Genomic DNA, 22,057 nt, shown 5'->3' with positions numbered 1-22,057 from the left:
CCATACATACGGCAAGGCGAAGCTGACGTGGTTTGAAGAGATTTTCGAAGAGTATAAGTCTGGACTGATTAAATAGAGGCCTCTTCCATCTTCTCACGTCCTAATTCTCGGTAACTACGGTCGCCGACAACTTCTACGCTAAACTGGCCGTCCTCATATTCAAGGATCGTTACGCTACCATTATCCAGACCGTGCGGATGCATACCATTGATCAGATAAACAATGGTTCCAATGGTCATTCCGTGACTGACAACAAGGGCGTTGCCCCCGCCTTGTTCTTCCATTTCTTTGGCAATCGCTTCAAAACCTTCTTTGATGCGGCCACTGAGTTTTTCCCACCCTTCAGCCCAACCAGCTGTATCAACCTCTACCAAGCCCTCAGCCAGTTCAGCATAAGACAATTGGTGAACATGTTCCACATTAAAGATACGAGGAATAATGCCCATGAAAAGATCGCCATCGTAGGCTCCATCAAAGCTACCAAAACACCATTCTCTGATACGCTTGTCCATGAGATAAGGGATTTTCCCCTGCAGGCCAAGTTCTTCAAGAATGATTCCCATGGTCTGAATGGTGCGCCCAGAATCACTGGAATAAGCGCGCTCAAACTGTAGACCAGACTCTCGCAAACCAATTCCTAATTCTTGAATCCCTCGCTCACCTTCAGCTGTTAAGGGAGTATCGCTCCAACCTTGCGCGCGACCAATCGTGTTAAACATGGTCTTGCCATGACGTACCAAATACAATCGTACTTTTACCATTTTCCGTCCTCCGTTTGCTTCTATTATATCATGGATGATAAAACAAAAGCCACCCAGACAGGTGACTTTTGCAGGAGATTATTATGAAAAAGTTTAGGAGTTCTATTAAATAAAGATATTAGATGAAAATCAAATTCAAACTAAATCAGTGTTATCTGTTTCATATAATATTAGGAGGTCTTTATTTAATGATTATAGTATACACATCCAACCTTAAATAGAGCTTAAAATTTCTCCTATTTTCTTAATTTTTAAAACTATGAATTGGTGCTGGGATTTGTCCTCCACGAGAGATGAAATCAACAGACGAAGCCCCATTGACTTTCATAACAGGTGCAGTTCCTAATAGGCCTCCAAACTCAATCATATCGCCTTCTTTCCCTTTTGGAATGATACGAACAGCCGTAGTTTTCATGTTAATAACACCAATTGCAGCTTCATCTGCAATCATAGCCGCAATGGTTTCAGCAGGTGTATCCTCCGGAATGGCAATCATATCCAATCCAACAGAACAGATAGCCGTCATGGCCTCTAGTTTTTCTAAATTAAGAGAGCCATTTTGCACTGCAGCAATCATACCCTCATCCTCAGAAACAGGAATAAAGGCACCAGACAAACCACCGACTTGGTTGCAGGCCATAACTCCGCCCTTCTTAACTTGGTCATTCAAGAGAGCCAAGGCAGCCGTCGTTCCATGCGTACCAACTGTCTCTAGTCCCATTTCCTCAAGGACACGTGCTACAGAATCTCCAACCGCAGGAGTTGGCGCCAAACTCAAGTCCACAATACCAAACTCCACACCCAGTCTCTCACTGGCCATTTGACCAACCAATTGACCGATACGAGTGATTTTAAAGGCAGTTTTCTTAACTGTTTCGGCTACTACATCAAAGCTCTGTCCACGAACTTTTTCCAAGGCACGTTTCACCACACCAGGACCAGAAACGCCGACATTGATGATAACATCTGCCTCCCCAACACCATGGAAGGCACCCGCCATAAATGGATTGTCCTCAACAGCATTAGCGAATACAACCAACTTAGCTGCCCCCATATCAGAAAGATTAGCCGTCTCCTTGATTACGCGTCCCATATCTGCCACAGCCGTCATATTGATACCAGACTTGGTTGAGCCGATATTGACTGACGAGCAGACCTTGTCCGTTTCGGCCAAAGCACGAGGAATAGAATTGATGAGAATCTCATCTCCCTTTTGGTACCCCTTTTGTACCAAGGCAGAGAAACCACCAATAAAGTCCACTCCAATCTCTTTCGCAGCCTTATCAAGCGCTTTTGCCAAAACTACATAGTCTGCGGCATCTGTCGCTGCTCCAATCAAAGAAATAGGTGTCACCGATACACGCTTATTAACGATTGGAATTCCCAACTCAGCTGCAATTTCATCACCAACAGCCACTAAATTAGCCGCCTTGATCGTTATCTTTTGATAAATTTTCTCCGCAGCACGATTGATATCTGGATCGATACAGTCTAAAAGGGAAATCCCCATGGTAATGGTTCTAATATCGAAGTTTTGCTCCTCAATCATGGCAATGGTTTCAGTAACTTGTCTAATATCCATGTGCACCTCCTAGATATTATACATAGCTTCGAAAATCGCTGCACTCTGAATGTTGATTTTCACATTTAAAATTTGCCCAAAAGTTTCAAACTCATTTCTCAGATAAGTAAAATCTTGCTTTTTATCACTAGAGACGACAGCCATCATCGTGAAATATTCATCTAAGACAGTTTGAGAAATATCGTCTATGTTCAAACCCAATTCTGCAATTTTACCAGAAACACCTGCAACAATTCCAGATTTATCTTTACCAACAACAGTTATAATCGCTTTCATAAGCAAACTCCAATTCTTCTTTTAATTAGGAAACCTGAACATTAAACAGGATTCTTTTCAAATAGTATAGCATAATTCTAACTAAAATACTCAAAAACGCCTGCTTACGAAGTTGTTCTTAAGCAAAAAACAATTTCGTAAACAAGCGTCTACTATCCCAACTTATGATGAGTGTTCCCGCTAGGACCGAAATCCTAGCGGTAGACCAGAGCTAGACTAAGAGCACAAGACTCCATCATCATAACACTCAACAAAATTGATGATTTTATACTAATTCGATGATCGCCATTGGCGCTGCATCACCACGACGTGGTTCAGTTTTAAGGATACGAGTGTATCCACCGTTACGTTCAGCATAACGAGGTGCGATTTCTGAGAACAATTTTTGAAGTGCTGTAGTAGAAGTGTACTTATCAGTTGCTTCATCATAGTTTTCAGATGCGATTTCATTACGTACGAAAGCAGCTGCTTGACGACGTGCATGCAAATCACCACGTTTACCTAGAGTAATCATTTTTTCAACAGTTTTACGGATTTCTTTAGCACGAGCTTCAGTTGTCACGATTGATTCGTTGATCAAAAGGTCAGTTGTCAAATCGCGAAGCATTGCTTTACGTTGCGAGCTAGTGCGTCCTAGTTTACGGTAAGCCATGTATTCCTCCTTTATTTATCTTTTAATCCAAGACCCAAATCAATGAGTTTGAGTTTCACTTCTTCCAAACTCTTGCGTCCAAGATTTCGTACTTTCATCATCTCTGCTTCAGATTTTTCTGTCAAATCATGCACAGTATTGATACCGGCACGTTTCAAACAGTTGTATGAACGCACAGACAAGTCCAGTTCCTCAATCGTACGATCCAAAATACGGTCGTCAGATTCAGTATCAGCTTCTTTCATCACTTCAGTTGACTTAGCAATCTCAGTAAGATTTGTAAACAAATCAAGATGTTCTGTCAAAATACGTGCTGAAAGCCCTAAAGCATCTTCTGGAATAATTGTTCCATTAGTCAAGATTTCAAGGGTTAATTTGTCAAATCCATCATTGCTACCTACACGAGCAGGTTCCACTTGATAGTTGACTTTTGTAACTGGTGTATAAATAGAATCTACAGCAAGTGTTCCAACTGGTGCATTATCTTTTTTATTTTCATCAGCAGGTACATATCCACGACCACTGTTAACAGTCATAGTCGCTTTTAGAGAAGAACCTTCACCGATTGTAAAGAGATAATGATCTGGATTTACAATTTCAATATCGCTATCTGTCAAAATGTCACCAGCTGTTACTTCAGCAGGGCCTTCAACATCTAGTTCGATGATTTTTTCGTCTTCAACGTACGATTTCACTGCAATTCCTTTAATGTTCAGAATGATTTGCATCACGTCTTCACGAACACCTGGAACTGTGTCAAACTCATGTAACACACCATCAATATTGATAGATGTCACAGCTGCTCCTGGTAGAGAAGCTAGAAGTACACGACGAAGAGAGTTACCAAGAGTTGTACCGTAGCCACGTTCAAGTGGTTCGATTACAAACTTGCCATAATCTTTATTTTCATCAATTTTTGTTATATTTGGTTTTTCAAACTCGATCATTTAGTTACTCCCTCTTAAACGAAAAGCAGTGTAATGCGATGATTATACACGGCGACGTTTTGGAGGACGAGCACCATTGTGTGGCACTGGAGTCACATCACGAATTGCTGTTACTTCAAGACCAGCGGCAGCAAGCGCACGAATAGCTGACTCACGACCAGAACCTGGACCTTTTACAGTAACTTCAACTGATTTAAGACCGTGTTCTTGTGCAGATTTAGCAGCAGCTTCAGAAGCCATTTGAGCAGCGAATGGTGTAGATTTACGAGAACCTTTGAAACCAAGAGCACCAGCTGATGACCAAGCAATTGCATTACCATGCACATCAGTAATCATAACAATAGTGTTATTAAATGTAGCGTGAATATGAGCAATACCAGATTCGATATTCTTTTTCACACGACGTTTACGTGTTGGTTTAGCCAAGACTTTTACCTCCTATATTATTTTTTCTTACCAGCAATCGCAACAGCTTTACCTTTACGAGTGCGAGCGTTGTTTTTAGTGTTTTGTCCACGGACAGGAAGTCCACGACGGTGACGGATACCACGGTATGAACCGATTTCCATCAAACGTTTGATGTTCAAGTTTACTTCACGACGAAGGTCACCTTCAACTTTGATTGCATCCACTTCACGACGGATAGCATCTTCTTGATCTGATGTAAGATCACGTACACGAACATCTTCTGAGATTCCAGCAGCAGCCAAAATTTTCTTAGATGTTGCAAGTCCGATACCATAAACATAAGTCAATGAGATTACTACGCGTTTGTCATTTGGAATGTCAACTCCAGCAATACGAGCCATGTTTTCTCCTTTCTATCTTATCCTTGACGTTGTTTGTGTTTTGGATTTGCTGGGCAAATTACCATAACACGACCATTACGACGAATAACTTTACAGTATTCGCAAATTGGTTTGACCGATGGTCTTACTTTCATTTCTTATCCCTCCAAGTTTTTCGATTATTTAAAGCGGTAAGTGATACGTCCACGTGTCAAGTCATATGGACTCATTTCGACAGTAACACGATCTCCCGCTAAAATACGAATATAGTTTTTACGAATTTTACCAGAAACTGTTGCTAAAATCTGATGTCCATTTTCAAGTTCAACCGTAAACATTGCATTCGGCATTGTATCAACTACTTTGCCTTCAACTTCAATCACATCGTCTTTTGCCACGCAAAAGCACCTCCATAAATTTCGATTCGATGCCTCTAGACACAGAGACAACAATTATAAGTCAGACTATCTCAGTATAACATTTGTAGCGGATTTTTGCAAGTGTGAAAAACGCTTTATTTCAAATTTGTCAATACTTTTTCGATATCTGAGAAGACATCATTGATATCTTGATTACCTTCGATGTCATGAACCAAACCTTTGGCACGGTAGTGAGCAATGATTGGTTCCCCTTGAGCAATATTCACATCCAAACGACGTTTGACTGTCTCAGGCTTATCATCTTCACGTTGGTAGTAATCTTCTTCTTTATAGTCAACTGGTGGGTTAAAGACCTTGTGGAAAGTTTCTCCAGTTACGCGGTGGATGATACGGCCACTCAAACGTTCCAAGAGGCTGTCTGGATTCACTTCGATGTTGATAACACCTTCCAGTTCGATGCCAAGTTCAGCCAATGTTTTGTCCAAGGCATGAGCTTGTTCGATTGTACGTGGGTAACCATCCAATAAGAATCCTGTTTCTTTAATATCATCTTGTGAAAGACGTTCTTTTACGATTCCATTTGTAACTTCATCAGGAACCAATTCACCCTTGTCAATGTATGACTTAGCAAGAACACCCATTTCAGTTTGATTTGCTATTGCAGCGCGGAACATATCACCTGTTGAGATATGTGCAACATGGAATTGTTCTACGATTTTTGCTGCTTGAGTTCCCTTACCTGCACCAGGTAAGCCCATAATCAAAAGATTCATGATCTGATCTCCTTATTTTATTTTTAAATAGAAGCAAAAAGTCTTTTCACCCCTATTTAAAAACAAAATAGAAGAGGGGAGACCAAACTCTCACTAATGTTAGAGTTAAACCTCCACTCCCTCAGCATTTACTGCTTCATACTCAATGAAAATCAAAGAGCAAACTAGGAAGCTAGCCGCAGGTTGCTCAAAGCACTGCTTTGAGGTTGCAGATAAAGCTGACGTGGTTTGAATTTGATTTTCGAAGAGTATCAGTAAATACTTTTATTCTGTTCTATCCATGAAACCAACATACTTACGTTTCAATAGGTAACCTTCCAATTGCTTGATTCCTTCGATACCTGTAGAGATAATGATCAAGAGACTTGTTCCACCAAAGGCAACAACATCAGAAAGACCAAATACATCTTTAGCTGCAATCGGCAAAATGGAAATCACACCAAGGAAGAGGGAACCAACCGTTGCAAGACGACGAAGAAGTTTAGACATATATTCTTCTGTACCTTTACCAGGACGAACTCCATGGATATAGGCACCGCTCTTTTGTAGGTTCTCTGCCGCTTTTTCAGGATTAATCTGTACAAACGTATAGAAGAATGTAAAGAGAATAATCAACAAAGCATACATGGCAATACCAGTTGGAGAAGTGGTTGCCAACATCTCTTGTGCTACCCTTACCCAAGCCCAATCATGACCTGTGGCGCTCAAAAACTGAAGAATCGCCGCAGGCGCTGCAGTAATGGAACTGGCAAAGATAACAGGGATAACTCCAGCAGGGTTTACCTTCAATGGAAGGTAAGAGCTAGATGGAGCACCTTGTGCAACCTTAGTATATTGGATTGGAATTTTGTATTCTGCTTGTTGAACATAAGTTGTAAAGTAAATGATCAACAATACAGTAATAATCAAAATGATTACGAAAATGATAGATGAAGTGATCCGGCTACTTGGGACGTTCACAAAGTAGTCCACATAGATGCCCTGAATCATCTCTGGAATTGAGGCAACAATCCCGGCAAAGATAATCATAGAAACACCATTTCCGTATCCCTTATCTGTAATTTGCTCTCCCAACCAAGTGACAATCATACTACCAGCTGTTAAGATGATACCAATCGTCAGAAAAACTTGGGGAGTTAAAGCAGTTTTAATCAATTGAGCTCCAGCCAAGGTATTAAAACCAGCTGTAATCCCGATAGATTGCACAAAGGCTAGACCAAGGGCAATATAACGAGTAGCTTGGTTCAATTTTCTTCGACCTACTTCCCCTTGTTTTCCCCACTCTACAAATTTCGGTAAAATATCCATTTGTAAGAGTTGGACAACGATAGAAGCAGTAATATAGGGACTAACTCCTAGGGCAAAAATCGAAAAGTTTTTTAGGGCATTCCCCGACACCAAGCTCAACATGTTTAAGAAGGATAATCCACTTAAAGCATTCAAGCTATTGGCATTCACACCAGGAACTGTAATGCTAGTTCCGATACGAAAGACCAAAACGATAAAAATTGTAAATAAAATTTTTGATCGAACCTGCTTGACTTTAAGAGCTTCTCTTAATAATTTAAAAAACATAGGTCACCTCTCTTAGATGACTTCTACTGAACCACCTTTAGCAGTGATAGCTTCTTCAGCTGATTTAGAGAATTTAGCTGCTTTCACAGTCAATTTCTTAATCAACTCACCGTTACCAAGAATTTTAATACCTGACTTTTCAGCTTTAACAATTCCTGCTTCGATAAGAACAACTGGAGTTACTTCAGCACCATCTTCAAAGACGTTCAATTGGTCAAGGTTCACAATTGCGTATTCTTTAGCGTTGATGTTAGTGAATCCACGTTTTGGAAGACGACGGAACAATGGAGTTTGTCCACCTTCAAAACCAAGGCGAACTCCGCCACCGCTACGAGCTTTTTGACCTTTTTGACCACGACCAGATGTTTTACCGTTACCTGATGAAGTACCACGACCAACGCGGTTACGTACTTTACGAGAACCTTCTGCAGGTTTCAATTCATGAAGTTTCATTTTTATTTTCTCCTCTTTTGTAAAATGCTAGCGCCGATAAGGGAGAAAAGGTTGTCTCCCCCATCAACTCGCCTATACGACGTCATCCTAGATGACTATATCTAGTTTTAGGGGATGGTATAGTGCACATCCCCTAAAAATTCATTAGTTTACTTCTTCAACTGTTACCAAGTGAGATACTGCAGTGATCATACCACGGATAGCAGCGTTATCTTCTTTAATAACAGAGCTGTTCAATTTGCCAAGTCCAAGTGCTACAACAGTTTTACGTTGTGATGGAATGCGTCCGATTGGAGACTTAGTCAAAGTAATTTTAATTTGAGCCATTTTATCCCCTTTCTTATGCCAAATCAGAAACTGAAATACCACGAAGGGCAGCAACTTCTTCAGCGCGTTTCAATTGTTTCAAACCTTCAACAGTTGCACGAACAATGTTGATTGGAGTGTTAGAACCAAGTGATTTAGATGTAATATCTGCCACACCTGCCAATTCCACAACGGCACGAACTGCACCACCAGCGGCAACTCCAGAACCTTCTACAGCAGGTTTCAACAATACTTTAGCTCCACCGAATTCTGAAAGAACTTCGTGTGGGATTGTTGTTCCAACCATAGGAACTTCGATCAAGTTTTTCTTAGCATCATCTACTGCTTTACGGATTGCTTCTGGAACTTCTTGAGCTTTACCAGTACCAAATCCTACGCGACCGTTGTGGTCACCAACAACAACAAGAGCTGCGAAACGAAGACGACGTCCACCTTTAACAACTTTTGTAACACGATTGACAGCAACTACGCGTTCTTCTAATTCAACTGCATTGTCTTTAAATGCCATTTTCTAGTGTCCTCCTATTAGAATTTCAATCCGTTTTCACGAGCTGCATCAGCCAAAGCTTTCACACGTCCGTGATATAGATATCCACCGCGGTCGAACACCACTTCTGAAATACCTTTAGCGTTTGCACGTTCTGCAACGAGTTTACCGACAGCAACAGCTTGTTCAGTTTTAGTTCCTTTTGAAACTTCTTTGTCAAGAGTTGAAGCACTTGCGAGCGTTACACCCGCTACGTCATCAATCACTTGAGCGTAGATGCCTGTATTAGAACGGAATACGTTCAAACGTGGGCGATCAGCAGTTCCAGAGAGTTTTCCGCGAACGCGACGGTGGCGTTTTTGGCGGAGTTTGTTTTTATCTGGTTTTGAAATCACAGTTTTCACCTCTTTAGTTTTAAATCGTGTGCTATGCACAAAGTTGGAAAATAGGTTGGTGGTTGAGAATCAACCACTCAACATTATTTACCTGTTTTACCTTCTTTACGGCGAACGAATTCACCAACGTAACGGATACCTTTACCTTTATATGGTTCTGGTGAACGAAGGCTACGTACGTAAGCAGCTGTTTGTCCAACTACTTCTTTTGAAATTCCGCTAACAACGATTGTTGTTGGGTTTGGAAGTTCAAAAGTAATTCCTTCTGGAGCTTCAACTTCGTCTGGGTGAGATTTACCAACAGCCAAAACAAGTTTAGATCCTTGAAGTTGTGCACGGTAACCAACCCCACGCATTTCAAGTTCTTTCTTGAATCCTTCTGATACACCAACAACCATGTTGTTCAAAAGGGCACGAGTAGTTCCGTGGATAGTTTTCATTTCTTTTGAATCGTTTGGACGGTGAAGGGTTACTTCAGTACCTTCCACACGGATTTCAATATCTTTTGAGAACTCACGAGTAAGTTCTCCTTTAGGTCCTTTTACAGTTACAAGGTTGTCATTGTTAGTGAGTTCAACACCAGCAGGCAACACGATAACTTTATTACCAATACGTGACATGTTTATTTTCTCCTGTTAAATTGTCAGGCCAGAACGGCCAGTTTTCACGGGGTTCAGATACTTATTTAGTTCAAGAGCTGAACTGAACACGCTCTAACGAGCTTTGTATCTTGATTTGAGTTCGAGCTAAGAATTTGGTGAAAAAGATAAGTTTGTCTTGGAGCATCGCTCCTGCTACAAACTTCCTATTTTCACTGCATTCTTTTAACGCTCTCACATCATCAATTACCAAACGTAAGCGATAACCTCGCCACCAACATTCTTTTGGCGTGCTTCTTTATCAGTAAGCAAACCTTCAGAAGTTGAAAGGATAGCAATTCCAAGTCCGTTAAGAACTTTTGGAAGGTCTTCACGTTTTTTGTAGACACGAAGTCCTGGTTTAGAAATACGTTTCAAGTTAGTGATAACTTTTTCACCGTTTGGTCCGTATTTAAGAAATACACGGATGATGCCTTGTTTGTCATCTTCGATGATTTCAACGTTTTTTACAAAACCTTCGCGTTTAAGGATTTCAGCAATCCCTTTTTTGATGTTTGATGCAGGTACTTCAAGTACTTCGTGTTTAGCTTGGTTAGCGTTACGAATACGAGTTAGGAAGTCTGCGATTGGGTCAGTCATAACCATTTTGTTTTTCTCCTCTTACTAGTAGTTTGCAAGTTGCACTTGCTAGTTAATGATTGAGCTAGGCTCAGAATATGTTTCTAGGTTTCAATTCCTAAGTGAGTCTAGGCATCTGCTTGCAGGCATAACTTGAGTTAGGCAAAAGCAGATAACAACGAATCACGACGGGATTGAAAGTTAGAATTACCAAGATGCTTTGGTAACGCCTGGGATTTGTCCTTTGTAAGCTAATTCACGGAAGCAAACACGGCAAAGTTTAAATTTGCGGTAAACTGAATGTGGACGACCACATTTTTCACAACGAGTATAAGCTTGAGTAGAGAACTTCGCTGGACGTTTGTTCTTAGCAATCATTGATTTTTTAGCCATTAGATTTACCTCCTATATTATTTTGCAAAAGGCATTCCAAGGCCTGTAAGCAATGCACGTGACTCTTCGTCAGTGTTAGCAGTTGTTACGATAACGATGTCAAGACCACGAGTTTTGTCAACGTCATCGAAGTTGATTTCTGGGAAGATCAATTGTTCTTTCACACCAAGTGTGTAGTTTCCGCGTCCATCAAATGATTTCGTTGGAACACCGTGGAAGTCACGTACACGTGGAAGTGAAACTGAAACCAATTTATCCAAGAATTCGTACATACGTTCACCACGAAGGGTAACTTTTGCACCGATCGCAACACCTTCACGAAGACGGAAGCCGGCGATTGATTTTTTAGCTTTAGTGATAAGTGGTTTTTGACCTGAGATAAGTGCCAATTCTTCAGCAGCTTTTTCAAGGCTTTTAGCGTTTGATACAGCTTCACCAACACCCATGTTCAAAACGATCTTATCTACTTTAGGCACAGCCATCACTGATGAGTAGTTGAATTGTTCTGTCAAAGCAGGAACTACTTCATTAAGATATTTTTCTTTTAAACGATTTGCCATTATACTTCTCCTTTCCTTCGTGATTAATCAAGCACTTCGCCTGATTTTTTGTTGTAGCGAACTTTTTTACCGTCTACAAATTTGTAACCAACACGGCCAGCTACACCATTTTTGTCCAAAACTTGAACGTTTGATACGTGGATAGCTGCTTCTTTCTCGATGATACCACCTTGAGGAAGCTCGTTAGTTGGACGTTGGTGTTTCTTAACGATGTTAACACCTTCAACGATAACTTTGTTTACTTTTGGAAGGGCAGTAAGGACAACAGCTTCTGTTCCCTTATCTTTACCAGCGATTACGCGAACTTTGTCGCCTTTTTTTACAAACATTAGGTTTCTCCTTGATTTTTCTTACGCCCATAAGGGCACCCTAGCTTGAAGCTAGGGGACTAGTTTGTTTCTAAAAATTAAAGTACTTCTGGAGCAAGTGACACGATCTTCATGAAGCCACCTTCACGCAATTCACGTGCAACTGGGCCAAAGATACGTGTTCCGCGAGGAGTTTTGTCTTCACGGATGATAACTGCTGCGTTTTCGTCAAATTTGATGTATGAACCATCAGCACGACGAGCACCTGATTTAGTACGAACGATAACTGCTTTAACAACGTCACCTTTTTTAACCGCACCACCAGGAGTAGCTTGTTTTACAGATGCCACGATAACATCACCGATGTTTGCAAATTTACGTCCTGAACCACCAAGAACTTTGATAGTCAAGATTTCGCGAGCACCGCTGTTGTCTGCGACTTTCAAACGAGTTTCTGTTTGAATCATTTCAGTTTTCTCCTTTCAGGTTTGATTAGATGATGACCGCTTCTTCAACAACTTCTACAAGACGGAAACGTTTTGTAGCTGAAAGCGGGCGAGTTTCCATGATACGTACGATATCGCCTTCTTTGGCAACATTGTTTTCATCATGAGCTTTGTATTTTTTAGAGTAGTTAATACGTTTACCATAGACTGGGTGGTTACGTTTTGTTTCAACTACAACTGTGATTGTCTTGTCCATTTTGTCAGATACAACACGTCCAACAAGAACTTTACGATTATTGCGTTCCATTGAAATTTCTCCTTCCCTAGTCTATTATTTCGCTTCAGATTGAACTGTTTTGATACGAGCGATTTGTTTTTTAACTTCTTTCAAGCGAGCTGTTTGTTCCAATTGACCAGTAGCAGCTTGGAAACGAAGTTCAAACAATTCTTTTTTCAATTCGTTTTCGCGCTTCGCGAGTTCTTCTTGAGAAAGACCACGAAGTTCTTTAACAAATTCTTTTACTTCATTAAGTTTCATGCCTTCTCCTTATTCTGCTTCACGTTTTACGAATTTACATTTAACTGGCAATTTATGGCTAGCAAGACGAAGTGCTTCGCGTGCAATCTCTTCAGATACACCAGCGATTTCGAACATCACTTTACCACGTTTAACTGGTGCTACCCAACCTTCAGGTGCCCCTTTACCAGATCCCATACGCACACCGATAGCTTTAGCAGTGTATGATTTGTGTGGGAAGATTTTAATCCAAACTTTACCACCACGTTTCATGTAACGAGTCATGGCGATACGAGCAGCTTCGATTTGGCGGTTAGTGATCCAGTGGCTAGTTGTAGCTTGAAGACCGTATTCACCGAATGCTACTTCTTTTCCACCTTTTGCTTCACCGCGCATTTTTCCACGGAATTCACGACGGTGTTTAACACGTTTAGGTACTAACATTGGTTATTTACCTCCTTTAGTGTTTTTGCGAGCTGGAAGAACTTCACCACGGTAGATCCATACTTTAACACCAAGTTTACCGTATGTAGTATCTGCTTCTTCCCAAGCGTAATCGATATCTGCACGAAGTGTGTGAAGTGGAACAGTTCCTTCAGAGTATCCTTCAGCACGGGCGATATCTGCACCGTTCAAACGACCTGATACTTGAGTTTTGATTCCTTTAGCTCCAGCACGCATTGCACGTTGGATTGCTTGTTTTTGTGCACGACGGAAAGCAACACGTTGCTCCAATTGACGAGCAATTCCTTCACCTACAAGGTGAGCATCCAAATCAGGTTGTTTGATTTCGATGATGTTGATGTGTACTTGTTTTCCAGTCAATTTGTTAAGTTTTGCACGGAGTGCATCAACGTTAGCACCACCTTTACCGATAACCATACCTGGTTTAGCAGTGTGAAGTGAAACGTTAACTTTGTTTACTGCGCGTTCGATTTCGATAGTTGAAACTGCTGCGTCAGCAAGTTCTTTTTGAACGAATTTACGGATTGCAAGATCTTCATGAAGGTAATCCGCGTATTCTTTTTCAGCATACCATTTGGCATCCCAATCACGGATGATGCCGACACGCATACCAATTGGATGTACTTTTTGACCCACGATTTTACCTCCTTATTTTTCTGCAACAGCTACAGTGATGTGAGCTGTACGTTTGTTGATTGGTGAAGCTGAACCTTTCGCACGTGGACGGAAACGTTTCATAGTTGGTCCTTCGTTTGCGAATGCTTCAGATACTACCAAGTTAGCTTTATCCAAACCAAAGTTGTTTTCAGCGTTAGCTACAGCTGAGTTCAAAACTTTCAAGATGATTTCAGCAGCTTTGTTTGGAGTGAATGTCAAGATTGCAATTGCATCGGCTACGCTTTTACCACGAATGTTATCAAGAACAAGACGTGATTTACGAGGTGAAACACGTACTGTACGAGCCATTGCTTTAGCTGAAGTAATTTCTGCCATTTATGTTCTCCTTATTTTCTACGTGTTTTCTTGTCGTCTGCAGCGTGACCTTTGTAAGTACGAGTTGGTGCAAATTCACCAAGTTTGTGACCTACCATGTCTTCTTGGATGTAAACAGGTACGTGTTTACGACCGTCATAAACTGCAATAGTGTAACCAATGAAACTTGGGAAGATCGTTGAACGACGTGACCAAGTTTTAATAACTTTTTTCTTTTCGTCGTTAGCTTGAGCTTCAACTTTTTTCATCAAATGCTCATCGACGAAAGGTCCTTTTTTAAGACTGCGTCCCATTTTTATATTTTCTCCTTTAAATGTTGTACCACAGCGGCTTGCGCTCACATGGAGCGCTACCGAGCTGGCGGATTTACTAGTTGCTTAAGCGACTAGTTTAATATTATTTCTCGTTGCGACGACGAACGATAAGTTTGTCAGATTTCGCTTTCTTGTTACGAGTTTTAAGACCAAGAGCAGGTTTGCCCCATGGAGTAGATGGTGCTTTACGACCAACTGGTGCTTTACCTTCACCACCACCGTGTGGGTGATCGTTAGGGTTCATTACAGAACCACGAACTGTTGGGCGGATACCTTTCCAACGGCTACGTCCTGCTTTACCAAGGTTTACAAGTCCGTGTTGTTCGTTTCCGACAACACCAACTGTAGCGCGGCAAGTTCCAAGAATCATACGAACTTCACCTGATTGAAGACGAACAAGAACGTATTTACCTTCAGAACCCAATACTTGAGCAGATGCACCAGCAGCACGTACCAATTCACCACCACGACCTGGTTTCAACTCGATGTTATGAATCAAAGTACCAACTGGGATGTTAGCAAGTGGAAGAGCGTTTCCGACTTTAATATCTGCTTCTGGACCTGAAACGATACGTTGACCTACTTCAAGACCTTTTGGAGCGATGATGTATGCTTTCACACCATCAGTGTAGTGTACAAGAGCGATGTTTGCAGAACGGTTTGGATCGTACTCGATTGTTTTAACAACTGCTTCAACGTTGTCTTTGTTACGTTTGAAGTCAACCAAACGGTAGAAACGTTTGTGTCCACCACCTTGGTGACGAACTGTGATACGACCGTTGTTGTTACGACCAGCCTTGCTCTTCAATGCAACAAGCAATGATTTTTCAGGAGTGCTTGTTGTGATTTCAGCGAAATCCAAAGAAGTCATATTACGGCGACCGTTTGTTGTTGGTTTATAAACACGAATTCCCACGATATTTCCTCCTTAGATTATTCAGCTTCAGCAGCAAACAACTCGATTGCTTTTGAATCAGCTGTAAGTGTGATGATGGCTTTTTTAGTTTTGTTAGTAAAACCAGTGTAACGTCCAACACGTTTAGCTTTTGGTTTTACGTTGATTGTGTTAACATTGGCAACTTTAACACCTTCGAAAGCAGCTTCAACAGCTTGCTTGATCAAAAGTTTGTGTGCACGAGTGTCAACTTCAAATACATATTTGCCTGCTTCAAGTTGAGCCATTGAGCTTTCAGTGATGACAGGTTTTTTGATAACATCATACAAATTCATTATGCAAGAACCTCCTCGATTTTAGAGATAGCTGCTTGTGTGACAAGAAGTTTGTCGCTATTTGCGATGTCAAGAACACTTGCAGTTGTAGCAGTTGCAACTTTCACGTTTGGAAGGTTACGAGCTGAAAGAGCTGCGAATTCATTTCCTTCTTCAAGGATAACAAGAACTTTAGAATCGATGCTCAATGCTGCAAGAACTTTTGCAAATTCAGCAGTTTTTGGAGCTGTAAATGAAAGAGCGTCTACAGCTACGAATTTGTTTTCAGCAACTTTTTCAGAGTAAACTGATTTAAGAGCTAGGCGACGAACTTTTTGTGGAAGTTTGTAGCCGTATGAACGTGGAGTTGGTCCGAAGACAACACCACCACCACGCCATTGTGGTGAGCGGATAGAACCTTGACGAGCACGTCCAGTTCCTTTTTGACGCCATGGTTTGCGTCCACCACCTGATACTGCAGAGCGGTTTTTAACAGCGTGTGTTCCTTGACGAAGACTTGCGCGTTGGCTGATGATCACATCAAACACAACTGATTCATTTGGTTCAATACCAAATACTGCATCGTTAAGAACAACTTGGCCAGCTTCTTTACCAGTTTGGTCAAATAATGTTACGTTTGCCATTGTGACTGATTTCCCCTTTCTTTATTATTTACCAGCTTTAACTGCTGATTTGATAGTGATAAGAGATTTCTTAGCACCTGGTACGTTACCTTTAATAAGGATAACGTTCTTTTCTGGAACAACTTGTACAACTTCAAGGTTTTGAATTGTTACGCGGTCGCCACCCATACGTCCTGCAAGGTTTTTACCTTTGAATACGCGGTTAGGTGCAACAGGTCCCATAGAACCTGGACGACGGTGGTAACGAGAACCGTGAGCCATTGGTCCACGTGATTGTCCGTGGCGCTTGATAACACCTTGGAAACCTTTACCTTTAGAAGTACCAGTTACGTCAACAACGTCTCCAGCTGCGAATGTTTCAACTGTGATTTCAGCACCAACTTCCAAGCCTTCAACGTTTTTGAATTCACGAATGAAGCGCTTAGGAGCCGTGTTAGCTTTTGCTACATGTCCTTTAGCAGGTTTGTTGCTCAATACTTCGCGTTTGTCATCGAAACCAACTTGGATAGCGTTGTATCCGTCTGTTTCAACAGTTTTAACTTGAAGAACAACGTTTGGAGTTGCTTCAATAACTGTTACAGGGATCAATTCGCCAGCTTCAGTGAAGATTTGAGTCATTCCCACTTTTTTCCCTAAGATTCCTTTTGTCATGAGAAAATAGTTCCTTTTCTATATTTTTTATTCAAAAAGTTTTTAACGAGCGTTTTTTATGCTCAAGTCTAAGATACAAAGGGCGTCAAACTCAAAGTGAAAATAGGAAACTGACGCAGTGTCTAGCAGACACTAGGAAGTTTATCTTTTTCACACCGAGTTTAGCCCGTGTTCAATTATATTGAAGCACCAGCCTCTGCTCTTTTATATTTTAGATTAAAGTTTGATTTCTACGTTTACACCACTTGGAAGATCCAATTTCATCAAAGCATCAACTGTTTTTTGAGTTGGGTTAACGATATCGATCAAACGTTTGTGTGTACGCATTTCAAATTGTTCGCGAGAGTCTTTGTATTTGTGAGTCGCACGAATGATTGTGTAGAGGCTACGTTCAGTTGGAAGTGGGATTGGACCCGCAACTTGTGCACCTGTACGAGTAGCTGATTCTACGATTTTTGCAGCCGCTGTGTCAAGCGTACGGTGTTCGTAAGCTTTCAAACGGATACGGATTTTTTTGTTTGCCATCTTTTTCTCCTTTTCGTCTATTTAAGATAATAGGCTAGCTCCACAAGAAAACCGACGCGGTGTTGCGTGGCAATGCAACCGAGCGTGTCGCAACCTCTTGCATCAAAGCTAAGGCTGTAATTTACAGCACCATAATAGAATAACACAAAGCCCCTGCGATTGCAAGGGATTTGTTGCTGTTTTTTCGTTTTTTTAAAATGAAACTGTTTTCCTACTTTTTCTTTCTAAAATTAGGGATTTTCTTCTATATAAACTGACTCCTCTTGACCTCAAATTTACCTTCTGATTGGTCTACTAGAATGTCCGCCCTTGACTCAGTTTCTTTATAGTATTGTAGATATTGCTCCCGTCTCATCTGATGGCTAGCCAATATAAAGGATGCATCGCGATTTCTCACTGTCGTATCTCGAGCTAGACGCCGCTTTAATTCGGTCTCCTCATCCGTATAGAAACAGATGGTTTTGTCAAAGAATTCCTTGGGTAAAAAGCCTACAGACATCCCTTCGACAATCAGAACTAGTTTGGCTCCTGACAAGACCTCACTAGCCTTCCAAGGCTCTTCAATTGTCAAGACATCCATACCCGCCTGCAAGGCTAAGATATCTCTCCGCAAACTCGCCAGTTCATGAGCCGCTGGCAGACAGGCTGTCACCTTTTGATTAGGCGCGTCCTTTGGTACTACCAGATGGCGTCCTGAGGTGATATAAGGATCTGTCTCTAGCAAATTTACTGTAGTAGAATCTAAAGCTTGGTACAATTCCTGTGTAAAGATTGATTTACCCGAAGCCCCATGACCGTATATCCCCAGTGTCCTGACTTTTCCCTTTTCTATTTCTGAAACAAGCTGGTCTATTAAGTCTTTTCTCTTCATTCTCTCTTCACCTGTTCATAGCTTTCTTTTCCATCATTGAGTTTGTCCCAAATCACTACTTGCCCACTTTTGAGGGATTTTTGAACATCGATAATTCGTTGATTGGAAGAACCTCGAAATTGGAGCATGAGATTCCTCTTAGTTCGATCATATCGTCCATCGACAAGAATGTCAATCAGTGACAAGAGTTCCAGTTTATCTGGAGTTTCCAACATCATTTCTTCCCATGTATAGCCCGTCCAGGACCAGATATCTTTATCTGGCAATTCCTTCCGAATCCGCTTAACGAGTGGCAAGAGAATACCCGTATTAAGAAAGGGCTCCCCTCCCAGCAAGGTCAATCCTTGAACATAGGGTTGAGCAAGATCTGCCATGATTTGTTCTTCTAATTCTGCTGTATAGGGAATGCCAGCATTGAAGGACCAGGTAGCTACATTATAGCACCCCTCGCAGTGAAACATGCAGCCTGATACATAGAGAGAATTGCGCACACCTTCTCCATCCACAAAGTTAAAGGCCTTGTAGTCGATGATACGTCCTTTGCTGAGCTCCTCACTCTTCCACTCGCCTGGTTTTGGGTTATTCATTCGCCACCCCTATCCAATAACGCTCGACTCCATCACGAACATCCTCAATGAGACCTCCATTTGCTAGAATGACTGCTCTACTAGCAGGATTATTCACGCTACAGGTCACAAGAGCCTTCTTGATGTTCTTTTCTTTAGCAACTTGCAAGCCCTGACGGAGAGTTTCTTTCGCATAACCTTTGCCTCTTTCTGACGGACGAATGGAATAGCCAATATGACCAGCATAATTCAGTAAACCCTCATTCAGTCTCAATCGCAGATTCAAAAAACCTAGAGCATGACCTACATTATCAAATGATACAAATTGAATAGAAGGAACACGATTTTCAGGTAAGTTTATTCCCATCTCTTTTTGCATATTTGTTTCCAACCACTCTTCATATACAAAGTTCTCTGTATCCCAAAATCCGCCATCATGGGCTGATTGGCTATTTTCAAACTCTGCCATCATCTCTAAAACTGTTGCTTTATCTGCTAATCTTGGTCTGCGTAGTTCCATTTTCACCTCCCACTAAGAGAAAAGCGAGAGAAATCCCTCACTTTTTCTTATTCTTATTTAAAAATTGTTCTCTGAGGTTGAGCAAGCGTTCTTTTTTGCTCACTCCACCTTTCGAATGCTTTTCATGATAACGGGTCACTTGTGCACGCCCCTTATCATCTAATTGATACTTTCCCATTTCAGTTCTTTCTAATTTGTTACTTGGTGGCCAGCTATTTTAATCGTTGAGCCATTCATATGTTTGACACGCGCTGCGATTTCCTTGTGACGCCCATTAACCATAGGTCTCGCTTGAGGATTGCCTAAATAGCCACAAGTCCGTTTCACCACATCTACTGTTTTAGGATCGCTATTCCCACAGTTTGGACAAGCAAATCCTCTCTCAGTTGGTTCAAAATCCCCTTCAAAGTCACACTTGTAGCAACGGTCTATTGGAGTATTGGTCCCAAGATAGCCCACACGGTCATAAGCATAATCCCAGACAGCTTCCAAGGCTTTAGGATTTTGCTGAAGAACTGGATACTCACAATAATGGATGAAACCACCTGACGCACCTGCTTCTGGATAGACTTTCTCAAAGTCTAATTTTTCAAACGGTGTTGGATTTTTACGAACATCGTAGTGGAAAGAGTTAGTGTAGTATTCCTTGTCTGTGATATCAGGAATAGAACCGAACTTCTCTGTATCTAGTCTACAGAAACGGTCTGTCAGACTTTCAGATGGGGTTGAGTAGATAGAGAAATGATAGCCATATTGGTCAGACCACTCTTCTACACGGCGTTTCATATCACGAATGATATCCAGCGTAAATTTCTTAGCATCTGGATTACTTTCCCAGCTGTTACCAAAGAAAACAGTCGCTACTTCATACAAACCGATATAGCCTAGTGAAACTGTCGCACGACGATTCTTAAAGAGCTTGTCAACACTTTCTTCTTTACCTAGACGATGACCAAAAGCACCGTATTGATAAAGGATAGGAGCATTGGCTGGCGTCGCTTCTTTAGTTCGTTCGACACGGTAAACCAGAGCATCTTCTGCGATATTCATTCGCTCGTTGAAGATTTCCCAGAACTTATTCATGTCACCCTCAGACTCAAGAGCAATACGAGGCAGGTTAACCGTCACAACTCCTAGGTTCATGCGACCTGAATTGACTTCTACACCATTTTCATCCTTCCATCCTTGGAGGAACGAACGGCAACCCATAGGCACCTTGAAGGAGCCTGTCAAGTCAACAATCTTATCATAAGATAAAACATCTGGATACATCCGCTTGGTTGCACACTCAAGAGCCAACTGCTTGATGTCGTAGTTGGGAGTTCCTTCCTCTAAATTGAGTCCTCTTTTTAGCGTAAAGATGAGTTTTGGGAAGATAGCTGTACGGTGTTCTGAACCAAGCCCATTGATACGAATGTTTAAAATTGCCTTTTGAATTTCACGCTCAAAACGATTGGTTCCCAGACCAAAACCTAGCGAAGTAAAAGGTGTTTGCCCATTTGAAGTGAAGAGAGTGTTGATTTCATACTCAAGAGATTGCATGGCATCATAGATGTCCTTTTGCGTTTTCTTCCAGGCATAATCTTCCCGTTTGTCAGGTAAGACCCATTCTTCCGCATCCTTAAGGTGTTTTTTGTAATTCTTCTCTGCATAAGGTGCCAAAATCTCATCGATACGGTCAGCTGAACAACCTCCGTACTGGCTAGAAGCAACGTTGGCGATGATTTGGGAAATTTGAGCTGTCGCAGTCTGGATAGACTTGGGACTCTCTACCTCTGCATTTCCAATCTTAAAACCATTTTCCAACATACTCTTGAAGTCAATCAAACAGCAGTTGGTCATAGGGGTATAGGGACTGTAGTCCAAATCGTGATAGTGGATATCCCCTTTTTGGTGGGCATTGGCTACATGCTTAGGAAGCATTTGCAGTCCGATTGACTTTCCAACAATCCCTGCCGTCAAATCACGCTGGGTATTAAAGACATCGCTGTCTTTATTGGCATTTTCGTTAACAACGGTCTGGTCTTTGTTGAGAAGTTTATGGATACTAAAGTTTATATCTGTCGCTTTCGAGCGTTCAAAATCCCTTTGTGTCCGATAAGTGATATACTCCTCAGCCAAGGCATATTCTTTGGATTCAAGGAGTTCATGTTCTACGATATTTTGAATTTCGTAAATCTTAACCCCTTGTGGAAAGCGACTATGAATTTCTGTGACAATTCGCTCGGTCAGAGCATTGAGGCGTTTTTCGACCAAGGGTGTCACATCCATAACCTTGTCTGCCGCCTTGTGGAGAGCCTTGTCAATCTTGTCCACATCAAATACAACACGTCTCCCATCTCGTTTCTCGACGAAGAGAGTTGGCAAAATTGTAATTTTTTCTTCTAGTGCAATCATATGCATGCTCTTTTCTAAAATGTTCTTTCTAAAAAGTATTATACCACTCTAAAAAGAAAAATCAA

37 protein-coding genes are annotated in these 22,057 nt (G+C 41.4%); all 37 read right to left on the bottom strand.

Going from position 1 to position 22,057, the window contains the following annotated elements; genetic code table 11:
- Positions 1–68 precede the first annotated feature (68 nt).
- Entirely contained in the window at positions 69–761 is a 693-nt protein-coding gene (locus tag HT693_RS02305) for a histidine phosphatase family protein (RefSeq protein WP_172924748.1), read from the bottom strand.
- A gap of 244 nt (positions 762–1,005) precedes the next feature.
- On the bottom strand, positions 1,006–2,343 hold the full coding sequence (locus HT693_RS02300; RefSeq protein ID WP_172924746.1) for a PFL family protein: 1,338 nt from the start codon (positions 2,341–2,343) through the stop codon (positions 1,006–1,008).
- Positions 2,344–2,352: 9 nt separating this feature from the next.
- Positions 2,353–2,619, bottom strand: a complete 267-nt coding sequence (locus tag HT693_RS02295; RefSeq protein ID WP_049511413.1) for an ACT domain-containing protein — start codon at positions 2,617–2,619, stop codon at positions 2,353–2,355.
- A gap of 265 nt (positions 2,620–2,884) precedes the next feature.
- Positions 2,885–3,271, bottom strand: a complete 387-nt coding sequence (gene rplQ / locus HT693_RS02290; protein ID WP_000331493.1) for a 50S ribosomal protein L17 — start codon at positions 3,269–3,271, stop codon at positions 2,885–2,887.
- 11 nt (positions 3,272–3,282) lie between these two features.
- Positions 3,283–4,218: a DNA-directed RNA polymerase subunit alpha gene (locus HT693_RS02285; RefSeq protein WP_000568988.1), complete on the bottom strand. Its 936-nt coding sequence runs from the start codon at positions 4,216–4,218 to the stop codon at positions 3,283–3,285.
- Positions 4,219–4,260: 42 nt separating this feature from the next.
- A complete protein-coding gene (gene rpsK, locus HT693_RS02280; protein WP_001118385.1) occupies positions 4,261–4,644 on the bottom strand; it encodes a 30S ribosomal protein S11 in 384 nt (127 codons plus the stop codon).
- A gap of 17 nt (positions 4,645–4,661) precedes the next feature.
- Positions 4,662–5,027: a 30S ribosomal protein S13 gene (rpsM, locus tag HT693_RS02275; protein WP_000090781.1), complete on the bottom strand. Its 366-nt coding sequence runs from the start codon at positions 5,025–5,027 to the stop codon at positions 4,662–4,664.
- Positions 5,028–5,044: 17 nt separating this feature from the next.
- Complete coding sequence (gene rpmJ, locus HT693_RS02270) at positions 5,045–5,161, bottom strand: 50S ribosomal protein L36 (protein ID WP_001808836.1); 117 nt, start codon at positions 5,159–5,161, stop codon at positions 5,045–5,047.
- Positions 5,162–5,185: 24 nt separating this feature from the next.
- Positions 5,186–5,404, bottom strand: coding sequence for a translation initiation factor IF-1 (gene infA / locus HT693_RS02265; RefSeq protein ID WP_001029883.1), 219 nt, complete (start codon positions 5,402–5,404; stop codon positions 5,186–5,188).
- Between the two features lie 116 nt (positions 5,405–5,520).
- Positions 5,521–6,159, bottom strand: coding sequence for an adenylate kinase (locus tag HT693_RS02260; protein WP_023932501.1), 639 nt, complete (start codon positions 6,157–6,159; stop codon positions 5,521–5,523).
- A 264-nt stretch (positions 6,160–6,423) separates the two neighbouring features.
- Positions 6,424–7,734: a preprotein translocase subunit SecY gene (secY, locus tag HT693_RS02255; RefSeq protein WP_000465393.1), complete on the bottom strand. Its 1,311-nt coding sequence runs from the start codon at positions 7,732–7,734 to the stop codon at positions 6,424–6,426.
- A gap of 12 nt (positions 7,735–7,746) precedes the next feature.
- The gene (rplO, locus tag HT693_RS02250; RefSeq protein WP_000766086.1) at positions 7,747–8,187 is read right to left on the bottom strand and encodes a 50S ribosomal protein L15; all 441 of its coding nucleotides are present in this window, start codon (positions 8,185–8,187) and stop codon (positions 7,747–7,749) included.
- Between the two features lie 144 nt (positions 8,188–8,331).
- Complete coding sequence (gene rpmD / locus HT693_RS02245; protein ID WP_000057241.1) at positions 8,332–8,514, bottom strand: 50S ribosomal protein L30; 183 nt, start codon at positions 8,512–8,514, stop codon at positions 8,332–8,334.
- Positions 8,515–8,527: 13 nt separating this feature from the next.
- Positions 8,528–9,022 carry a 30S ribosomal protein S5 gene (rpsE, locus tag HT693_RS02240; RefSeq protein ID WP_000874202.1) on the bottom strand — a complete coding sequence of 165 codons (495 nt, stop codon included), beginning with the start codon at positions 9,020–9,022 and terminating at the stop codon, positions 8,528–8,530.
- Between the two features lie 17 nt (positions 9,023–9,039).
- Entirely contained in the window at positions 9,040–9,396 is a 357-nt protein-coding gene (rplR, locus tag HT693_RS02235) for a 50S ribosomal protein L18 (RefSeq protein WP_000624044.1), read from the bottom strand.
- Positions 9,397–9,479: 83 nt separating this feature from the next.
- Positions 9,480–10,016 (bottom strand): 50S ribosomal protein L6, encoded by a 537-nt coding sequence (gene rplF, locus HT693_RS02230; RefSeq protein WP_000086635.1) that lies wholly within the window; start codon positions 10,014–10,016, stop codon positions 9,480–9,482.
- A 225-nt stretch (positions 10,017–10,241) separates the two neighbouring features.
- Positions 10,242–10,640: a 30S ribosomal protein S8 gene (gene rpsH / locus HT693_RS02225; RefSeq protein WP_000245503.1), complete on the bottom strand. Its 399-nt coding sequence runs from the start codon at positions 10,638–10,640 to the stop codon at positions 10,242–10,244.
- Positions 10,641–10,820: 180 nt separating this feature from the next.
- On the bottom strand, positions 10,821–11,006 hold the full coding sequence (locus HT693_RS02220) for a type Z 30S ribosomal protein S14 (RefSeq protein WP_001085697.1): 186 nt from the start codon (positions 11,004–11,006) through the stop codon (positions 10,821–10,823).
- Positions 11,007–11,023: 17 nt separating this feature from the next.
- Positions 11,024–11,566 (bottom strand): 50S ribosomal protein L5, encoded by a 543-nt coding sequence (rplE, locus tag HT693_RS02215; protein WP_000013542.1) that lies wholly within the window; start codon positions 11,564–11,566, stop codon positions 11,024–11,026.
- A 23-nt stretch (positions 11,567–11,589) separates the two neighbouring features.
- On the bottom strand, positions 11,590–11,895 hold the full coding sequence (gene rplX / locus HT693_RS02210; protein ID WP_000497691.1) for a 50S ribosomal protein L24: 306 nt from the start codon (positions 11,893–11,895) through the stop codon (positions 11,590–11,592).
- 77 nt (positions 11,896–11,972) lie between these two features.
- The gene (gene rplN, locus HT693_RS02205; protein WP_000616545.1) at positions 11,973–12,341 is read right to left on the bottom strand and encodes a 50S ribosomal protein L14; all 369 of its coding nucleotides are present in this window, start codon (positions 12,339–12,341) and stop codon (positions 11,973–11,975) included.
- A gap of 25 nt (positions 12,342–12,366) precedes the next feature.
- The gene (rpsQ, locus tag HT693_RS02200; RefSeq protein ID WP_000440801.1) at positions 12,367–12,627 is read right to left on the bottom strand and encodes a 30S ribosomal protein S17; all 261 of its coding nucleotides are present in this window, start codon (positions 12,625–12,627) and stop codon (positions 12,367–12,369) included.
- 24 nt (positions 12,628–12,651) lie between these two features.
- Entirely contained in the window at positions 12,652–12,858 is a 207-nt protein-coding gene (gene rpmC, locus HT693_RS02195) for a 50S ribosomal protein L29 (RefSeq protein ID WP_000772918.1), read from the bottom strand.
- Positions 12,859–12,867: 9 nt separating this feature from the next.
- On the bottom strand, positions 12,868–13,281 hold the full coding sequence (gene rplP, locus HT693_RS02190; protein ID WP_000960946.1) for a 50S ribosomal protein L16: 414 nt from the start codon (positions 13,279–13,281) through the stop codon (positions 12,868–12,870).
- Positions 13,282–13,284: 3 nt separating this feature from the next.
- A complete protein-coding gene (gene rpsC / locus HT693_RS02185) occupies positions 13,285–13,938 on the bottom strand; it encodes a 30S ribosomal protein S3 (RefSeq protein ID WP_000529936.1) in 654 nt (217 codons plus the stop codon).
- Positions 13,939–13,950: 12 nt separating this feature from the next.
- On the bottom strand, positions 13,951–14,295 hold the full coding sequence (gene rplV / locus HT693_RS02180; protein WP_000818137.1) for a 50S ribosomal protein L22: 345 nt from the start codon (positions 14,293–14,295) through the stop codon (positions 13,951–13,953).
- A gap of 11 nt (positions 14,296–14,306) precedes the next feature.
- Positions 14,307–14,588 carry a 30S ribosomal protein S19 gene (gene rpsS / locus HT693_RS02175; RefSeq protein WP_000533766.1) on the bottom strand — a complete coding sequence of 94 codons (282 nt, stop codon included), beginning with the start codon at positions 14,586–14,588 and terminating at the stop codon, positions 14,307–14,309.
- Positions 14,589–14,691: 103 nt separating this feature from the next.
- On the bottom strand, positions 14,692–15,525 hold the full coding sequence (gene rplB, locus HT693_RS02170; RefSeq protein ID WP_000512911.1) for a 50S ribosomal protein L2: 834 nt from the start codon (positions 15,523–15,525) through the stop codon (positions 14,692–14,694).
- A 17-nt stretch (positions 15,526–15,542) separates the two neighbouring features.
- Positions 15,543–15,839, bottom strand: a complete 297-nt coding sequence (locus HT693_RS02165) for a 50S ribosomal protein L23 (protein ID WP_001055347.1) — start codon at positions 15,837–15,839, stop codon at positions 15,543–15,545.
- Complete coding sequence (gene rplD, locus HT693_RS02160; RefSeq protein WP_000024537.1) at positions 15,839–16,462, bottom strand: 50S ribosomal protein L4; 624 nt, start codon at positions 16,460–16,462, stop codon at positions 15,839–15,841. Before rplD ends, HT693_RS02165 begins: the two co-directional genes overlap by 1 nt.
- A gap of 24 nt (positions 16,463–16,486) precedes the next feature.
- Positions 16,487–17,113, bottom strand: coding sequence for a 50S ribosomal protein L3 (gene rplC, locus HT693_RS02155; RefSeq protein ID WP_000160197.1), 627 nt, complete (start codon positions 17,111–17,113; stop codon positions 16,487–16,489).
- Between the two features lie 216 nt (positions 17,114–17,329).
- On the bottom strand, positions 17,330–17,638 hold the full coding sequence (gene rpsJ / locus HT693_RS02150; RefSeq protein ID WP_001284513.1) for a 30S ribosomal protein S10: 309 nt from the start codon (positions 17,636–17,638) through the stop codon (positions 17,330–17,332).
- 244 nt (positions 17,639–17,882) lie between these two features.
- Complete coding sequence (locus HT693_RS02145; protein ID WP_172924745.1) at positions 17,883–18,509, bottom strand: phosphoribulokinase; 627 nt, start codon at positions 18,507–18,509, stop codon at positions 17,883–17,885.
- Positions 18,506–19,096: an anaerobic ribonucleoside-triphosphate reductase activating protein gene (nrdG, locus tag HT693_RS02140; protein ID WP_172924743.1), complete on the bottom strand. Its 591-nt coding sequence runs from the start codon at positions 19,094–19,096 to the stop codon at positions 18,506–18,508. The genes HT693_RS02145 and nrdG overlap by 4 nt, the downstream gene beginning before the upstream one ends.
- Entirely contained in the window at positions 19,089–19,595 is a 507-nt protein-coding gene (locus HT693_RS02135) for a GNAT family N-acetyltransferase (protein ID WP_172924741.1), read from the bottom strand. The genes nrdG and HT693_RS02135 overlap by 8 nt, the downstream gene beginning before the upstream one ends.
- 37 nt (positions 19,596–19,632) lie before the next feature.
- Complete coding sequence (locus HT693_RS02130; RefSeq protein ID WP_000521632.1) at positions 19,633–19,773, bottom strand: hypothetical protein; 141 nt, start codon at positions 19,771–19,773, stop codon at positions 19,633–19,635.
- 11 nt (positions 19,774–19,784) lie between these two features.
- Complete coding sequence (gene nrdD / locus HT693_RS02125; RefSeq protein ID WP_172924738.1) at positions 19,785–21,992, bottom strand: anaerobic ribonucleoside-triphosphate reductase; 2,208 nt, start codon at positions 21,990–21,992, stop codon at positions 19,785–19,787.
- Positions 21,993–22,057: the final 65 nt, after the last annotated feature.

Origin of the sequence: Streptococcus sp. 2154, assembly GCF_013277255.1 — a bacterium.
GTDB lineage: Bacteria > Bacillota > Bacilli > Lactobacillales > Streptococcaceae > Streptococcus > Streptococcus pseudopneumoniae.
Note: the sequence above shows the minus strand (reverse complement) of the source record. Positions and strands in the feature narration are given on the sequence as shown.

Bases quoted from the DNA above. Each gene is read 5' to 3' on its own strand.
- rplN (WP_000616545.1), bottom strand. From the start codon at position 12,341: ATGATTCAAACAGAAACTCGTTTGAAAGTCGCAGACAACAGCGGTGCT.
- nrdD (WP_172924738.1), bottom strand. From the start codon at position 21,992: ATGATTGCACTAGAAGAAAAAATTACAATTTTGCCAACTCTCTTCGTC.
- HT693_RS02165 (WP_001055347.1), bottom strand. From the start codon at position 15,839: ATGAATTTGTATGATGTTATCAAAAAACCTGTCATCACTGAAAGCTCA.
- rplF (WP_000086635.1), bottom strand. From the start codon at position 10,016: ATGTCACGTATTGGTAATAAAGTTATCGTGTTGCCTGCTGGTGTTGAA.
- rpsJ (WP_001284513.1), bottom strand. From the start codon at position 17,638: ATGGCAAACAAAAAAATCCGTATCCGTTTGAAAGCTTACGAACACCGT.
- rplX (WP_000497691.1), bottom strand. From the start codon at position 11,895: ATGTTTGTAAAAAAAGGCGACAAAGTTCGCGTAATCGCTGGTAAAGAT.
- rpsQ (WP_000440801.1), bottom strand. From the start codon at position 12,627: ATGGAACGCAATAATCGTAAAGTTCTTGTTGGACGTGTTGTATCTGAC.
- HT693_RS02295 (WP_049511413.1), bottom strand. From the start codon at position 2,619: ATGAAAGCGATTATAACTGTTGTTGGTAAAGATAAATCTGGAATTGTT.
- rplD (WP_000024537.1), bottom strand. From the start codon at position 16,462: ATGGCAAACGTAACATTATTTGACCAAACTGGTAAAGAAGCTGGCCAA.
- HT693_RS02285 (WP_000568988.1), bottom strand. From the start codon at position 4,218: ATGATCGAGTTTGAAAAACCAAATATAACAAAAATTGATGAAAATAAA.
- rpsE (WP_000874202.1), bottom strand. From the start codon at position 9,022: ATGGCATTTAAAGACAATGCAGTTGAATTAGAAGAACGCGTAGTTGCT.
- rpmJ (WP_001808836.1), bottom strand. From the start codon at position 5,161: ATGAAAGTAAGACCATCGGTCAAACCAATTTGCGAATACTGTAAAGTT.
- rpsH (WP_000245503.1), bottom strand. From the start codon at position 10,640: ATGGTTATGACTGACCCAATCGCAGACTTCCTAACTCGTATTCGTAAC.
- rplQ (WP_000331493.1), bottom strand. From the start codon at position 3,271: ATGGCTTACCGTAAACTAGGACGCACTAGCTCGCAACGTAAAGCAATG.
- HT693_RS02305 (WP_172924748.1), bottom strand. From the start codon at position 761: ATGGTAAAAGTACGATTGTATTTGGTACGTCATGGCAAGACCATGTTT.
- rplE (WP_000013542.1), bottom strand. From the start codon at position 11,566: ATGGCAAATCGTTTAAAAGAAAAATATCTTAATGAAGTAGTTCCTGCT.
- HT693_RS02130 (WP_000521632.1), bottom strand. From the start codon at position 19,773: ATGGGAAAGTATCAATTAGATGATAAGGGGCGTGCACAAGTGACCCGT.
- rpsS (WP_000533766.1), bottom strand. From the start codon at position 14,588: ATGGGACGCAGTCTTAAAAAAGGACCTTTCGTCGATGAGCATTTGATG.
- rpmD (WP_000057241.1), bottom strand. From the start codon at position 8,514: ATGGCTCAAATTAAAATTACTTTGACTAAGTCTCCAATCGGACGCATT.
- rplP (WP_000960946.1), bottom strand. From the start codon at position 13,281: ATGTTAGTACCTAAACGTGTTAAACACCGTCGTGAATTCCGTGGAAAA.
- HT693_RS02145 (WP_172924745.1), bottom strand. From the start codon at position 18,509: ATGAAGAGAAAAGACTTAATAGACCAGCTTGTTTCAGAAATAGAAAAG.
- HT693_RS02300 (WP_172924746.1), bottom strand. From the start codon at position 2,343: ATGGATATTAGACAAGTTACTGAAACCATTGCCATGATTGAGGAGCAA.
- rplV (WP_000818137.1), bottom strand. From the start codon at position 14,295: ATGGCAGAAATTACTTCAGCTAAAGCAATGGCTCGTACAGTACGTGTT.
- secY (WP_000465393.1), bottom strand. From the start codon at position 7,734: ATGTTTTTTAAATTATTAAGAGAAGCTCTTAAAGTCAAGCAGGTTCGA.
- nrdG (WP_172924743.1), bottom strand. From the start codon at position 19,096: ATGAATAACCCAAAACCAGGCGAGTGGAAGAGTGAGGAGCTCAGCAAA.
- HT693_RS02220 (WP_001085697.1), bottom strand. From the start codon at position 11,006: ATGGCTAAAAAATCAATGATTGCTAAGAACAAACGTCCAGCGAAGTTC.
- HT693_RS02260 (WP_023932501.1), bottom strand. From the start codon at position 6,159: ATGAATCTTTTGATTATGGGCTTACCTGGTGCAGGTAAGGGAACTCAA.
- HT693_RS02135 (WP_172924741.1), bottom strand. From the start codon at position 19,595: ATGGAACTACGCAGACCAAGATTAGCAGATAAAGCAACAGTTTTAGAG.
- rplC (WP_000160197.1), bottom strand. From the start codon at position 17,113: ATGACAAAAGGAATCTTAGGGAAAAAAGTGGGAATGACTCAAATCTTC.
- rplO (WP_000766086.1), bottom strand. From the start codon at position 8,187: ATGAAACTTCATGAATTGAAACCTGCAGAAGGTTCTCGTAAAGTACGT.
- rpmC (WP_000772918.1), bottom strand. From the start codon at position 12,858: ATGAAACTTAATGAAGTAAAAGAATTTGTTAAAGAACTTCGTGGTCTT.
- rpsM (WP_000090781.1), bottom strand. From the start codon at position 5,027: ATGGCTCGTATTGCTGGAGTTGACATTCCAAATGACAAACGCGTAGTA.